At 70.7% G+C, this 13008-nt stretch carries 14 protein-coding genes; 5 read left to right on the plus strand and 9 right to left on the minus strand.

Going from position 1 to position 13008, the window contains the following annotated elements; translation table 11 throughout:
- Positions 1-17: 17 nt before the first annotated feature.
- The 3 genes from D9R12_RS12845 to D9R12_RS12855 are packed head-to-tail and all read right to left on the minus strand — an operon-like array spanning position 18 to position 3133.
- Positions 18-1280 (minus strand): heme biosynthesis HemY N-terminal domain-containing protein, encoded by a 1263-nt coding sequence (locus tag D9R12_RS12845; protein ID WP_122231018.1) that lies wholly within the window; start codon positions 1278-1280, stop codon positions 18-20.
- Positions 1277-2317, minus strand: a complete 1041-nt coding sequence (locus D9R12_RS12850) for a uroporphyrinogen-III C-methyltransferase (protein WP_122231020.1) — start codon at positions 2315-2317, stop codon at positions 1277-1279. The genes D9R12_RS12845 and D9R12_RS12850 overlap by 4 nt, the downstream gene beginning before the upstream one ends.
- Positions 2318-2362: 45 nt before the next feature.
- Positions 2363-3133, minus strand: coding sequence for a uroporphyrinogen-III synthase (locus tag D9R12_RS12855; protein WP_122231022.1), 771 nt, complete (start codon positions 3131-3133; stop codon positions 2363-2365).
- A 17-nt stretch (positions 3134-3150) separates the two neighbouring features.
- Between D9R12_RS12855 and D9R12_RS12860 the strand changes: the two genes are divergently transcribed.
- The 5 genes from D9R12_RS12860 (at position 3151) to D9R12_RS12880 (ending at position 6280) form a co-directional block, all read left to right on the plus strand.
- On the plus strand, positions 3151-3609 hold the full coding sequence (locus D9R12_RS12860; RefSeq protein ID WP_122231023.1) for a YiiD C-terminal domain-containing protein: 459 nt from the start codon (positions 3151-3153) through the stop codon (positions 3607-3609).
- Between the two features lie 31 nt (positions 3610-3640).
- Positions 3641-4069 (plus strand): hypothetical protein, encoded by a 429-nt coding sequence (locus D9R12_RS12865; RefSeq protein WP_244919644.1) that lies wholly within the window; start codon positions 3641-3643, stop codon positions 4067-4069.
- Between the two features lie 65 nt (positions 4070-4134).
- On the plus strand, positions 4135-4569 hold the full coding sequence (locus D9R12_RS12870) for a rhodanese-like domain-containing protein (protein ID WP_122231027.1): 435 nt from the start codon (positions 4135-4137) through the stop codon (positions 4567-4569).
- A 105-nt stretch (positions 4570-4674) separates the two neighbouring features.
- A complete protein-coding gene (gene secB, locus D9R12_RS12875) occupies positions 4675-5193 on the plus strand; it encodes a protein-export chaperone SecB (RefSeq protein WP_014159256.1) in 519 nt (172 codons plus the stop codon).
- A 55-nt stretch (positions 5194-5248) separates the two neighbouring features.
- Entirely contained in the window at positions 5249-6280 is a 1032-nt protein-coding gene (locus D9R12_RS12880) for an NAD(P)H-dependent glycerol-3-phosphate dehydrogenase (protein ID WP_043290284.1), read from the plus strand.
- A gap of 178 nt (positions 6281-6458) precedes the next feature.
- Here D9R12_RS12880 and cls read toward each other — a convergent pair whose 3' ends face one another.
- From cls to D9R12_RS12915, 6 genes are all read right to left on the minus strand, one after another.
- On the minus strand, positions 6459-7880 hold the full coding sequence (cls, locus tag D9R12_RS12885; RefSeq protein ID WP_122231029.1) for a cardiolipin synthase: 1422 nt from the start codon (positions 7878-7880) through the stop codon (positions 6459-6461).
- Positions 7881-8191: 311 nt separating this feature from the next.
- Positions 8192-8359, minus strand: coding sequence for a 50S ribosomal protein L33 (gene rpmG, locus D9R12_RS12890; protein WP_122231031.1), 168 nt, complete (start codon positions 8357-8359; stop codon positions 8192-8194).
- Between the two features lie 9 nt (positions 8360-8368).
- Positions 8369-8605, minus strand: a complete 237-nt coding sequence (gene rpmB / locus D9R12_RS12895; protein WP_014159265.1) for a 50S ribosomal protein L28 — start codon at positions 8603-8605, stop codon at positions 8369-8371.
- A 736-nt stretch (positions 8606-9341) separates the two neighbouring features.
- A complete protein-coding gene (locus D9R12_RS12905) occupies positions 9342-10250 on the minus strand; it encodes a hydroxymethylglutaryl-CoA lyase (protein WP_122231035.1) in 909 nt (302 codons plus the stop codon).
- Entirely contained in the window at positions 10247-12223 is a 1977-nt protein-coding gene (locus tag D9R12_RS12910) for an acetyl-CoA carboxylase biotin carboxylase subunit (protein WP_122231037.1), read from the minus strand. Before D9R12_RS12910 ends, D9R12_RS12905 begins: the two co-directional genes overlap by 4 nt.
- Positions 12224-13003, minus strand: coding sequence for an enoyl-CoA hydratase/isomerase family protein (locus tag D9R12_RS12915; protein ID WP_122231082.1), 780 nt, complete (start codon positions 13001-13003; stop codon positions 12224-12226).
- Between the last annotated feature and the right edge of the window lie 5 nt (positions 13004-13008).

The following is a 13008-nucleotide window of genomic DNA, read 5'->3' on the forward strand; positions in this document are numbered from 1 at the left end:
GCCAGGGCCGAGGGCGGTCAGTCGCGCAGGCGCGGCAGGCCGTGGACGTCGCGTTCCTCGGGCACGGCGTGGTCGTGGATGTGCTGGCGCAGGTTGCGGTCGGGTAGCGCTGCGGCCGGCTCGCCGCGGCCGCTGGACAAGGCATTGGCGTAGCTGCGGCGGGCCAGCAGTTCCTCGCCAGCGGCGGCGTAGCCGTGGCCCAGTTCCTCCCATGCGTCGGCGCCGGCGCCCTGGGCCAGGGCCCGATGCAGGACCTCCTGCGCCTGTGACCACTGGCCCTGCTGGCGCATCAGCCGGGCCAGGGTGAGCAGCAGGCCCGGGCTGTCGGGGTGACTGTGCAGCCAGCGCTGGACACTGGCCCGGCGCGAATCCGGCTTGCCCACCGGCAGGCGCCCGTAGAGCACGATCAGCGATTCGTCCCAGCGGCTGTCCAGCGCCTGTTCCAGCGCATGGGTGGCCGCATCGTCCCAGCGCAGCGCGGCAGCACGCTGGGCGTAGGCGGCCACCACGTCCGCTTCGGTGCGCAGCGGCCTGGGCAGCGATTCCCAGCGTTCGGCCAGGGCGTTGGCATCGTCGGCCTGCAGCAGGGACTGGGTGGCCAGGCGGGTTTCCAGGTCGGCGTAGGCGTTGGCCGACAGCGCCTTGTGCTGGCGCAGCGGCCCGAGCAGGCCCCAGGCATCGCCGGCGCGGCCGACCTGGGCCAGGGCTTGCGCTCGCAGCGCCAGGCCGCGCGGCGGCAGCGGCTGGGCGTCGGCTGCATCCAGTGCGACCAGCGCCTGGGCCGGCATGGCGCGCGCCAGGGCGTCTTCGGCCAGCAGCAGGGCATGGGCGGTGGCGCTGCATTCGGCCAGGGCCTGCAGGTGGCGTTGGATGGAAGGCGCATCGTCGCGCGCCTGCGCGGCGCGCACGGCGGCGGTGCGGGCGATGACCTCGACCTCGCTGTCCTGCGCGGCGCGATCGAGCAATTTCTCCGCGCGCTGGTAGTGGCCCTGCTGCAGGGCTTCCAGACCGTCGATCAACCGGGCGCGGGCGCGCTTGCGGCGGTGCCGGCCCCAGGCGCGGAACGGCAGCACCAGCAGCGTCCACACGATCCACAGCACCAGCGCGGTGGCGATCAGGACCACGATCGCGCCGGGCACGGTGGCGGTGAGGTCATAGCCACCGACGCGCACGAACACCTGGCCCCAGTCGCGCAGGTCCTCGCGCGCGAGCCACTGCGCGCCAAGCACGCCCAGGGCGACCAGCACCAGCAAGACCAGGCAGATGCGCAGGGCCTTCATGGCGCGCCTTCATCGGACGCGGCGGCCGCCGGCTGCGGCGCCAGCGGCGGGGCCGGTGGTGGCGCGGGCTTGCCACCCATGGCCTGCAGCTGGCGCAGGGTGCTGCCCAGTTCCGGCAGCGGCGCGGTCAGCGGCAGCGCGGCCAGCCGGGTCAGCCGGGCTTCCACGGCCCTGGCCTGCGGCGAGGCCGGCCACAGCCGCGGCAGCCAGGCCGCCGCGCGCAGCACCGCAGCCTGGAGGGCCGGCGCGTCGTTGCGTTCCAGCGCGGCGCGGGCCAGGGTCAGTTCCAGCTGCAGGGCGTTTTCGAAGGCCGCGCGCTGGGCCGGCGCGATGGCCACGCGTGCGCCGCTGGGACGCACGTCGATCAGCGGTGCAAGGATGCGCTGCCAACGCGGGCGTGCGGGGTCCTCGTCAGCCACCTTCTGCGGCAGCTGCGCCAGTGCGGCGCTGACCTGTTCCAGCTGCTGCACCGCCTGGGCGCGCGGGCCTTGGCCGAGGCGGCCGATCGCGCTGCGTTCCTGTTCCAGCGCCTGCCTGAGGTTGAGCAGGCGCGGATCGTCCAGCCCGGCCAGGGTGTCGGCGGCCAGCGCGTAGGCCTGCTGCGCGCCGGGCAGGTCGCCGGCGATGGTCAGGCGCTGGGCGGCCAGGTGCAGTTCCAGCTCGGCCTGATCCAGGCGCAGCGCGGCCGCGCCCTGGCGGGTGGAATCGGCCAGCTTGGCCACGCTGTCTTCCAGCAGGGCGCCGCGCTGGCTCAGGCCGAGAATTTCGTCGCGCAGCACCCGGTTGGTGGCGGCCAGGTCCCGGAGGCGCTCGTTCTGCGCGCGCAGGTCGCGGCGCAGGGTTTCGATGCGGGCCTCCAGTGCGTCGACCTGCTGCTCGGCCTGGTCCTGCTGGCCGGTGGTCCAGGCCTGCCACTGCTGCCAGCCGTACCAGGCGGCCGCGGCCAGGGCCACGAGCAGCAGCAGGACCACGATCGGCAGCCCCAGGCGACGGCGCGGACGTTCGATTGGCTCGTGCTCGGCGGCGAACTGGTTCAAGGGCAACTCCGAAGTGCGGGCCGGCGTGATGCAACGGCCGCCATGCTAACGGAACCCGGGTGAGAACAAGGCCTTGGCCGCGCTCAGCAACTGCGCCGGGCGCGGGCCCTGCGCCTGCACGACCCGGGCGAAGCCGGCATCGGTGGCCGCCTCCATCAGCCGCGCGCTGGCCGCGACCGCCGGATGAATGAGCAAGGTCCGCTGCGCATCGGCCGCAAGCTGCTGCTGCACCTGACGCAAGGCGCCGGCACTGGTCAGCGCCACCCACGCCGGTGCCTCCAGCTCCCGCAGCCGCTGCAGCCCGGTGGCGGACACCGGCAAGGGCTGGCGCAGGTAGATCTGGGCCAGGTGCAGCCGGGCGCCGCGCGCCTGCAGCGCCGGCGCCAGCAGGCCGCGGCCATCGGGCGCGGTCACCAGGCCGACACTGCGCCGGGCAAGATCGGACAGCGCGGGCAGGGCGAGCAGGCCTTCGCTGTCCATGCGCGCCGGCGCGATCGCCGCTTCGATGCCATGCCGACCCAGCGCCGCGCGCGTGCCGCTGCCGGTGGCGATCCACGCCTGGTGCGCGCGCATGGCCAGCGGCTGCATGGCTGCGGCAAAGCGCACCGCCGCCGGGCTGGTGAACAGCACCACGTCGGCCTGCAGGGCCTGGCGCAACTGGTCGCGCGCGTCAGCGTCGTCGCGCGCGACCAGCTTCCATGGCGAAAGTGCGATCAGGCCGGCGCCGCAGCGCGCCGCGGCCTGGCGCAGCGCCGCGTGCGTGCCCTGCGGCCGCAGCGAGATGACGTACCATGCGCGCGCTCGATCCGGACCCATGAATACAAGACTACGCGATGGATCTCGACGACCTGCTGGTGCCGCTGCGCGCGACCTGCGCCTCCATGCCGCCCCTGGTGGCCATGCAGCTGGAGCTGCGCCATTTCGACGGGCAGCGCCTGTACGTGTACGCGCCGCTGGCGGCCAACGTCAACGACAAGGGCAGCGCCTTCGGTGGCAGCCTGAGCGCACTGATGACCATCGCCGGCTGGGCCCTGGCCACGCTGAAGCTGCAGCAGGCGGGCCTTGCGGCCGACGTGTACGTGGCCACCAGCAGCGTGCGCTACCGCGCGCCGCTGCTGGACGACCTGCATGCGCAGGCCTGGCTGGAACCGGACGCCGACTGGGCCGATTTCATCGACACTTTCGGTCGCCTCGGCAAGGCGCGCGTGCCGCTGCTGGCGCAGGTGCTGCTGCCTGAAGGCGGGGTGGCCGCCGAGCTGTCCGGGCGCTATGTGGCGCTGGCCAAGGGTTAGCATGCCCGGCACAGGCAAGGGGACGATCACCGTGGCACGACTTTTCTGGATGACCCTGGCGGTGCTGCTGCTGGCCAGCAGCGCGCTGCCTGCGCAGGCAGCCACCAGCCGGGCCAAGCAGCGCAAGCTGACCGACACCCAGATGCTGTTCTCCAAGGCCATGCGCTGGGGCGATTTCGAACAGGCCTGGGGCGTGGTCGATCCGAAAGTGCGCGAGCAACGCCCGCTGAGCGCGCTGCAACTGTCGCGCTACCAGCAGGTGCAGGTCAGTGGCTACAGCGAGATCGGCAGCCTGGGCGGAGCCGATGGCGTGGTGGTGCGGCTGATGGAGATGCGCGTGGTCAACCGCAACACCATGGCCGAACGCACCCTGCGCATCCGCGAGCGCTGGCGCTGGGATGACGCGGCCGGCCAATGGTGGCTGCTGGACGGCCTGCCCGACCCCTGGCAGGGCCAGTAAGCCCGTCCTGGCCGCGCTGTGCGACAATCGCCGGCCTTTTCACGCCCACCGATGCCTCTTCTGCCGTGAACTTCGAACAACTCAAGGCGTTCGCCGCCGACAACGCCATGCTGTCGCTGGCCCTGGCGGGCCTGACCATCGCGCTCATCGTGACCGAGGTCATGCGCCTGTTCCGCGGCTACACCGGCCTGCGCCCGGCCCAGCTGACCGCGCTGGTCAACACCGAGAACGCCCTGGTGCTGGATCTTTCGGCCACCGGCGAGTTCGAAAAGGGCCATATCCCCGGCAGCAAGAACCTGCCCGGCAAGTTCGATCCCAGGCACAAGCTGCTGGCCGGTGCGACCGAGCGCCCGGTGGTGCTGGTGTGCCGCAGCGGCCAGACCGCGCCGGCTGCCGCGGCGCAGCTGAAGAAGGCCGGCTTCACCAGGGTCTACGTGCTCGAAGGCGGGGTGGCCGCCTGGCAGGCAGCCGACCTGCCGCTGGCCAAGGGCCGCGCCTGAGCGCTGAACAGGCGCGCCGCCCCTGAACCGGGCCGGACGCGGCGCCACCCCATGCGATAATCCCGGGTTTTCCACCCATCACTGCACGATTTTGCGGAGTACATGATGTCCGACCAGACCACCAATGGCGCCACCCAGGCCGCTGACCAGGCCACCGGCCCGAACTTCACCGTCGAGAAGATCTACGTCAAGGACGTGTCCTTCGAGGTGCCCGGCGCCCCGGCGATCTACTCGGAGAACATCGCGCCCGAGCTCAACCTCAACCTCAACCAGCGCGTCCAGCGCCTGGCCGAGAATGCCTTCGAGGTGGTGCTGGGGGTGACCCTGACCTGCAAGGCCGGCGACAAGACCGCCTACGTGGCCGAAGTGCAGCAGGCCGGGGTGTTCGGCCTGGCCGGTTTCGATGCGCAGACCATCGACGCGCTGCTGGGCACCCAGTGCCCGAGCATCCTGTTCCCGTACGTGCGCCAGCTGCTGAGCGAGCTGATCCAGGCCGGCGGCTTCCCGCCGTTCTTCCTGCAGCCGATCAACTTCGACGGCCTGTACGCCGAGACCCTGCGCCAGCGTTCGCAGCAGGGCCAGGTGGGCACTATCGAGAACGATCCGCCGGTCGGCAACGTCTGATCTTGCCGCGGTCTGTGCTTAAGCTTGGCCCCCTGCGCCATGCCAGGGGGATGCAATGAAACCTTTGAAAGTCGCGGTGCTCGGTGCCGGTTCCTGGGGAACCGCGCTGGCCGCCCTGATCGCCCGCCACGGCCACCAGGCCGTGCTGTGGGGACGCGATCCAGCGGTGGCCCGGGCCATCGATGCCGGCCACGAGAATCCGCGCTACCTGCCCGGGATCGCGCTCCCGGTGAACCTGCACGCCACCACCGACCTGGCCGCGGCCATGGCCGATGCCGACCAGGTGCTGGTCGTGGTGCCCTCGCACGCCTTCACCGAAACCCTGCACCTGCTGGCCCCGCTGCTGCCGGCCGGCGTGGGCGTGAGCTGGGCGACCAAGGGCTTCGAGCCGGGCACGGGCCGATTCCTGCATGAAGTGGCCGAGGACGTGCTGGGCAGCGGCGTGTCGCTGGCCGTGGTCACCGGCCCATCCTTCGCCAGGGAGGTTGCCCAGGGCCTGCCGACCGCGGTGACCATCCATGGTGCAGACGAGGCTTTCTGCCAGCAGGTGGCCGACGTCCTGCACGGCCCCACCTTCCGCGCCTACACCGGCAACGACATGGTCGGCGCCGAGCTGGGCGGGGCGATGAAGAACGTGCTGGCCGTGGCCACCGGCGTGTCCGACGGCATGGGCCTGGGCCTCAATGCCCGCGCCGGCCTGATCACCCGCGGCCTCAACGAGATGCTGCGCCTGGCCGCGGCGATCGGCGCGCGCCCGGAAACACTGATGGGCCTGGCCGGCCTGGGCGACCTGGTCCTGACCTGCACCGGTGACCTCTCGCGCAACCGCCGCCTGGGCCTGGCCCTGGGCCGCGGCCAGGCCATCGCCGAGGCGGTCAGGGAAATCGGCCAGGTGGTCGAGTCGGTGCAGACCGCCGACGAGGTCATGCGCCAGGCGCGCAGGCACCGGATCGACCTGTCGATCACCGAGGCGGTGGGCGATGTCCTGCACGGCGACATCACCCCGCGCGAGGCCCTGGAGCGACTGCTGGCCCGCGAGCAGAAGCCGGAATATCCGCAAACCCTGTTCAAGGATGCAGCTGGCTGAGCGCCACTGCCGCCCGGGAGGCCTTGCGCCTGCCTTCGCGCCGGCTTCGCATGGCCTGCCGATGGGGAGGCCATGTTTTCCGGTGCACCCGACGCCTTCAGGCAGCGCTTCCGGGGAGCGAACCCGGCTTTCAACCGGCTGTGATCTTCGAGAGGACGACAACCGATCATCAGGCCGGTCAGATAAAGGAATCGGCCAGCCGCGCGATGCCTTCGCGGCTGCGCTTCCAGGCCGGCCGCCGGTTCCACGCCTCCAGGGTCAGCACGTCGCTGTGGGCCAGGTAGTCGGCCTCGATCTGGCGCATGCGCGCCACCACGCCCTGGTCGTAGCAGAGCATGCCGATTTCGGCATTGAGCGCGAACGAGCGGATGTCCAGGTTCATCGAGCCGACCAGGGCCATGTGCTCGTCCACGCTCAGATGCTTGGCGTGCAGGAAATGCGGCCGGTAGTGGGCGATCTTGACCCCGGACTGCAACAGGTCGCTGTAGTAGGACTCCTGGGCCCAGGTGGTGAGCTGCTGGTTGTTGCTGGCCGAGAGGATCAGCTGGGTGTCAACGCCCGACAGCGCGGCGATGCGCAGCGCGCTCAGGGTGCCGTCGTCGGGGACGAAGTACGGCGTGGTCAGCACCAGCTTCTTCTGCGCCAGGTGGATCAGCGCGCAGACCACGTCGCGCGCGTTGGAGAACGGATACGCCGGCCCGCTGGGCAGCAGCTGCGCGGCCACGTTGGCATCGCGCACCGGGGTGGTGGCGATCACCTCAAGTCGCTGCCCGGTTTCCAGATACCAGTCGCTGGCGAACACCGCTTCCAGGTGGGACACGGCCGGGCCTTCCACGCGCGCGACCAGCTCGCGGTTGGGGTAGCCGCGCACGAACCCGCCCGGATCGGCCAGGTTCTGCGAACCCACGTAGCCGGCGCGGTTGTCGATCACCGCGATCTTGCGATGGTTGCGCAGGTCGATGCGGCCGCTGCGGCGCCAGCGCAGGCCGCCGGGGAGCAGTTCCTGCACCTGCACGCCGCCAGCGCGCAGGCGCCTGGCATAGGCGCCGATGCCGCGCTTTGCGCCAACCGCATCGAGCATCAGCCGGCATTCCACGCCGCGCGCCGCGGCCTGCAGCAGCGCCTGGCACACCATGTCGCCGACGCGGTCATCCAGCATCAGGTAGTACAGCAGGTGCACGCGCTCGCGCGCGCCGGCGATGTCTTCCAGCAGCGCGCGCAGCGATTGCTCGTAGTCATCCAGCAATGCCACGGCGTTGCCGTGGGTGGGCATGAAGTCGCCCAGCCGTTCGACCAGCGGCACCATCTCGGTATCGGTGCCGTCGCCCTGCGGTTGCCAGCGCAGTTCGCCCAGGGGTTTTTGTTGCTCGCGGATCAGCTGCGAGGCCTCGGCCTGGCGGCGCACGCGTTCGCGCGAGAGCCACGGATGGCCGAACAGCAGGTACAGCGGCAGCCCGGCCAGCGGCACGAAGAACACCAGCAGCAGCCAGCTGCGCGCGGCGGCCGGGGTGGTGCGCGAAGGGATCCATGCCAAGGCCGCCAGGCGGATCACCCAGTCCAGGATCAGCAGCCAGCTGCCGATGGAAGGCGGCTCGGTCATCCAGGGTTCGGTGATCGGGTCATGTTCGGATTCTGCCGGTCAGGCGACGGCGGCGATAGCCATGAGCGGCGGTCACGCAAGGCCCGGCTGCGGCGGAGCAGGCCTGGTCAGGCCTGATGGTCGGGAGAGTGGGAGAGGAGCCATGCGCGCAGTTGAATGCGAGCGGTGGTTGGCCGTTGGCCTGTGGCGAACGGAGCCAAGAACAAGAAAAAGCCCGCCGGGAGGCGGGCTTTTTCTCAAAGGCGCTGGACCCCCGCCTTCGCGGGGGTAACGCAATGGCAAAGGCGGGCGCGGGCGCCCGCGCCATTGCGTTACTTGATCTTGCCTTCCTTGTAGACCACGTGCTTGCGCACGACCGGGTCGTACTTGCTCATTTCCATCTTGCCCGGGGTGTTCTTCTTGTTCTTGTCGGTCGTGTAGAAGTGACCGGTGCCTGCCGAAGAAATCAGGCGGATCTTGTCGCGCTTGCCTGCCATGATCGATCTCCTTTAGATCTTTTCGCCGCGCGCGCGCAGCTCAGCCAGAACGGAGTCGATGCCGTTCTTGTCGATGGTGCGCAGGGAGTGCGCGGAAACCTTCAGCTTGACCCAGCGGTTTTCGCTGGCGACCCAGAAGCGGCGCTCGTGCAGGTTGGGCAGGAAACGACGGCGGGTCTTGTTGTTGGCGTGGGAGACGTTGTTACCCGTCATCACTCGCTTGCCGGACACTTGGCATACGCGGGACATCTGTGCACCTCGATGAGTTGAAAGTCTGGCCAGCAATGGCCAGGCTCCTGCGGAAAGGGATCCGCAGATCTATGTCGCCCATAGCCTGGGAGACGGCGGCCCCGGCCGGTGCCGCGGATGCGGATCAGGCCATGCGATACGGGAGAAGTTTCCACTGCAGGCGGTGCGGGAATCGCGCTCCCCGCCCCTGATCCGGCAACAACCGGACGCAGCCAGCCGCCGATTATGGAGGGCTTTCCCTGCCCGTGCAAGCACTTAGGGGATGGTTCGCCCGACCGACCGGTGGGCTCCGCGCGCTGCCATGATCGCCGCGGCTGCCTTGCTAGCCGCGGACGGGCTGCTGTCGGTCAGGGCTGCAGGCCGAGGGCAAGTCGGCGCAGGCCTGCTGGGCGGCTCCGGGCGCCGGATCGATTGCTTCAACCGGCGCGCGGCGCGGGTCACTGGCGCTGATGCGGTCACCGGCGGCTTCAGCCGCAGGCGATGCCGGTCCGCCCGGGCCGCTGGCCGCGGTGCCAATCGCCAGGCCCAGCGAGAAGAACAGCGCGGAGGAAAGCAGTCGCATGACGCACATCCCAAGAGCCTGGGGAGCCAGCCTCTCGCCATCGCCGTGGGGGATGCGTGATGGCCGGGGGCGGTGAAAAAGGCGTGTCACAGCGATCCCCCCGGCGTCGGTTGTTTTTCCGCCGATCAGCCAGGGCGTGGTGCTCGGCGGCAGCGGCGCGGGCCGCGTCGGGCGTCAGGCGGGCAATGCCTGGCCGACCTTGGAGCGCGTCGGGCGGCCCAGGACATCGCTGATGAACCGGCCCACCTGCGCCAGTGCCTGCAGATCGATGCCTGTTTCGATGCCCAGGCCGTGCAGCAGGTAGGTCAGGTCTTCGCTGGCCAGGTTGCCCGAGGCGCCGGCCGCGTAGGGGCAGCCGCCCAGCCCGGCCACCGAGCTGTCGAATACCGCCACGCCATGCTGCAGCGAGGCCAGCACATTGGCCAGCGCCTGGCCGTAGGTGTCGTGGTAATGGCCGGCCAGGCGCGAGACCTCCACGCGCCGGCTCACCGCCTCGAGCATGCGCTGGGTCTTGAGCGGGGTGCCCACGCCGATGGTGTCGCCCAGCGAGATCTCGTGGCAGCCCATCTCAAACAGCGCGCCGGCCACCGCGGCCACCGCCTCCGGGGTCACTTCGCCCCGGTACGGGCAGCCGAGCACGCAGGACACGTAGCCGCGCACGGGGATGCCGGCGCGCTGGGCGGCTTCCAGCACCGCCTCGAAGCGCACCAGGCTCTGGGCGATGGAACAGTTGATGTTCTTCTGCGAGAACGCCTCGGAAGCCGAACCGAACACGGCCACTTCCTGCGCCCCGGCCGCCAGCGCCGCCTCGAACCCCCGCAGATTGGGCGTCAGCGCCGAATAGGTCACCCCCGGCAGGCGCGGCACCGCGCGCATCACCGCGTCGTGGTCGGCCATCTGCGGCACCCAGCGCGGCGAGACGAAGGCGGTGGCCTCGATGTGGCGCAGCCCGGCTTTGGCCAGGCGCTGGATCAAGGCCAGCTTGGTTTCGGTCGGGATGACCGTGCTTTCGTTCTGCAGGCCATCGCGCGGGCCCACTTCGACCACCTTGACCCGCGTGGGCAGGGACCAGGTGGCGCTCATGGCGCGGCCTGGAAATCGATCAGCTCCATCCCGGCCTGGACCTGCGCGCCCTCGTCGTGCAGGAAGGCCTGGACGGTGCCCTTGGACGGCGCGCTCAGGGTGTACTCCATCTTCATCGCCTCCATCACCAGCAGCGGGGTGCCCTGCTCCACGGTTGCGCCGGGTTGCACCAGCAGCGCGATGATCCGGCCGGGCATCGGCGCCAGCAGGCCGGCCTGGCTATCGTGCGCATCCTCGGGCGGGGCCAGCGGCCGGTGCGGCTTGAGCCGGGTATGGCCCTGGGTGGTAAACACATGCAGGTCCTCGCCCTCGGCGAACACCTCGGCCACCACCACGTGTCCACCGATGTCCAGCTGCAGCCGGCCAGCTTGCGGCGGCTGGACCAGGCGCACCGGCTGTCCGTCCAGCTTCCATGCCTGCGCGCCCTGATATTCAAGCGCGACCTCCAGCGTGTCGGCGGCGTGGACGAAGCTGAGCGTGCGCCGCGCGGTGCCGTTGAGGCGCCAGCCATCGCCCAGGTCCCACGGCGAGGGCGGCTGGGTGGCATCGGGCGCTTCGGCCAGCACGGTCCAGATCGCGGCGGCATGCAGCGCGTCCTGCGGCGGCGCGCCGGCGGCGGGCAGCAGCGCGGCGCTCTCGCGTTCGATCAGGCCGGTGTCCACCTGGCCTGCGACGAACGCCGGATGCCCCACCAGCCGCTGCAGGAACTCGACGTTGCTGGCCACCCCGACGATGCGCAGCTCGGCCAGCGCGCGCTGCATGCGGGCGATGGCCTGCGGCCGCGATGGGCCATGGACGATCAGCTTGGCGATCATCGGGTCGTAGTACGGGCTGATCTGATCACCCTGTTCGACGCCGGTGTCCAGGCGCACCTGATGATCCTGCTTGCGGGGAGCGACGAACACCGACAGGGTGCCGATCGAAGGCAGGAAGCCGGCAGCCGGGTCTTCGGCATACAGCCTGGCCTCGATCGCATGGCCGTCCAGTGCCACCGCGTCCTGCGTCAGCGGCAGCGGCTGGCCGGCGGCAATGCGCAGCTGCCATTCCACCAGGTCCAGGCCGGTGACCAGCTCGGTGACCGGGTGCTCGACCTGCAGGCGGGTATTCATTTCCATGAAGTAGAACGCGCCATCCTGGCCGACGATGAACTCCACCGTGCCGGCGCCCACGTAACCCACCGCCCGCGCCGCGTCGCAGGCCACCTGGCCCATCTGCGCGCGCCTGGCGGCGGTCATGCCGGGCGCGGGCGCTTCCTCGACCACCTTCTGGTGGCGGCGCTGGGACGAGCAATCGCGCTCGTTGAGATGGATCACCTGGCCGCCGGCGTCGGCGAACACCTGGACTTCGATATGGCGCGGCTGCTGCAGGTAGTGCTCGAGCAGCACCGTGTCATCGCCGAAGCTGGCGGCCGACTCACGCTTGCACGAGGCCAGCGCCGCGGCAAAGTCGGCGGCCTGGGTCACCACGCGCATGCCCTTGCCGCCGCCACCGGCCGAGGCCTTGATCAGCAGCGGATAACCGATCGCCTCGGCCTGGGCCTGCAGCTGCGCCGGATCCTGGTCGGCGCCGTGGTAGCCGGGCACCAAGGGCACGCCGGCGCGCTGCATGATGGCCTTGGCCTGGGACTTGGACCCCATGGCCTGGATCGCGCCCACCGGGGGTCCGATGAAGACGATGCCGGCGGCCTGGCAGGCCGCGGCGAAGGCCGCATTCTCCGAGAGGAAACCGTAGCCGGGATGGATGGCCTGAGCGCCACTGCGGGTAGCGATCTCCAGGATCGCCTCGCCCTTGAGGTAGCTGTCCACCGCCGGCGCCGGACCCAGCCGCCAGGCTTCATCGGCCAGGCGCACGTGGCGTGCGCGCGCATCGGCATCCGAATACACCGCGACCGTGGTGATGCCCAGGCGCCGGCAGGTGGCGATGATCCTGCAGGCGATCTCGCCGCGGTTGGCGATGAGGATCTTCTCGAACATCTACAGGCTCCAGGACGGCGCGCGTTTGTCGAAGAAGGCGGCGATGCCTTCGCGCGCGTCCGGGCTGGCACGCGCCTGGGCGATGGCCTGGCAGGTCAGGGCGATCAGGCGCGCGTCGATCGGCTGGCCGGCCACGTCCGCGATCAGGCGCTTGATCGCCGCCGCCGCCGTCGGCGCACCGGCCAGCAGCGCCGAGGCGATCTGATCCACCCGCGCATCCAGTGCCTCGGCCGGTACCACCTCGTGCACCAGTCCAAGCGCACGGGCTGCCTCGGCGTCGAAACGCTCGCCGGTCAGGAAGTAGCGCTGCGCCGCGCGCGCGCCGATGGCGCCGATGACGTACGGGCCGATGGTGGCCGGGACCAGGCCCAGGCGCACTTCGGTGGTGCCGAACACCGCCGAGGTCTCGGCGATGGCGATGTCGCATGCCGCCACCAGCCCGGTGCCGCCGGCCAGCGCCGCGCCCTGCACGCGGGCCACGGTCGGCTTGGCCAGCGTGGCCAGGATGCGCAGCATCTCGGCCAGGGCGCCGGCATCGCGCAGGTTGTCGTCGAAATCGTGGTCGGCCATGCGCCGCATCCATGCCAGGTCGCCGCCGGCGCAGAAGCTGCGCCCACGCCCGGCCAGCACGACCACGCGCACCGCCGGGTCCTGCTCGACCTGCCGCAGCGCGCCGGTCAGCGCCTGGATCAGGTCCTCATCGAAGGCGTTGTGCCGCTGCGGGCGGTTGAGCCAGAGCGTGGCGATTCCGCGTTCGCCGGTGATTTCGACATCGGCCATGGCGG

The sequence above is a fragment of the Pseudoxanthomonas spadix genome, assembly GCF_003703395.1.
Lineage (GTDB): Bacteria > Pseudomonadota > Gammaproteobacteria > Xanthomonadales > Xanthomonadaceae > Pseudoxanthomonas_A > Pseudoxanthomonas_A spadix.

Excerpts from the sequence above, each read along its gene's own strand:
- D9R12_RS12910 (WP_122231037.1), bottom strand. The coding sequence starts at position 12,223 with ATGTTCGAGAAGATCCTCATCGCCAACCGCGGCGAGATCGCCTGCAGG.
- D9R12_RS12845 (WP_122231018.1), bottom strand. The coding sequence starts at position 1,280 with ATGAAGGCCCTGCGCATCTGCCTGGTCTTGCTGGTGCTGGTCGCCCTG.
- D9R12_RS12860 (WP_122231023.1), top strand. The coding sequence starts at position 3,151 with ATGGATCTCGACGACCTGCTGGTGCCGCTGCGCGCGACCTGCGCCTCC.
- D9R12_RS12880 (WP_043290284.1), top strand. The coding sequence starts at position 5,249 with ATGAAACCTTTGAAAGTCGCGGTGCTCGGTGCCGGTTCCTGGGGAACC.
- D9R12_RS12905 (WP_122231035.1), bottom strand. The coding sequence starts at position 10,250 with ATGAGCGCCACCTGGTCCCTGCCCACGCGGGTCAAGGTGGTCGAAGTG.
- D9R12_RS12915 (WP_122231082.1), bottom strand. The coding sequence starts at position 13,003 with ATGGCCGATGTCGAAATCACCGGCGAACGCGGAATCGCCACGCTCTGG.
- cls (WP_122231029.1), bottom strand. The coding sequence starts at position 7,880 with ATGACCGAGCCGCCTTCCATCGGCAGCTGGCTGCTGATCCTGGACTGG.
- D9R12_RS12855 (WP_122231022.1), bottom strand. The coding sequence starts at position 3,133 with ATGGGTCCGGATCGAGCGCGCGCATGGTACGTCATCTCGCTGCGGCCG.
- rpmB (WP_014159265.1), bottom strand. The coding sequence starts at position 8,605 with ATGTCCCGCGTATGCCAAGTGTCCGGCAAGCGAGTGATGACGGGTAAC.
- secB (WP_014159256.1), top strand. The coding sequence starts at position 4,675 with ATGTCCGACCAGACCACCAATGGCGCCACCCAGGCCGCTGACCAGGCC.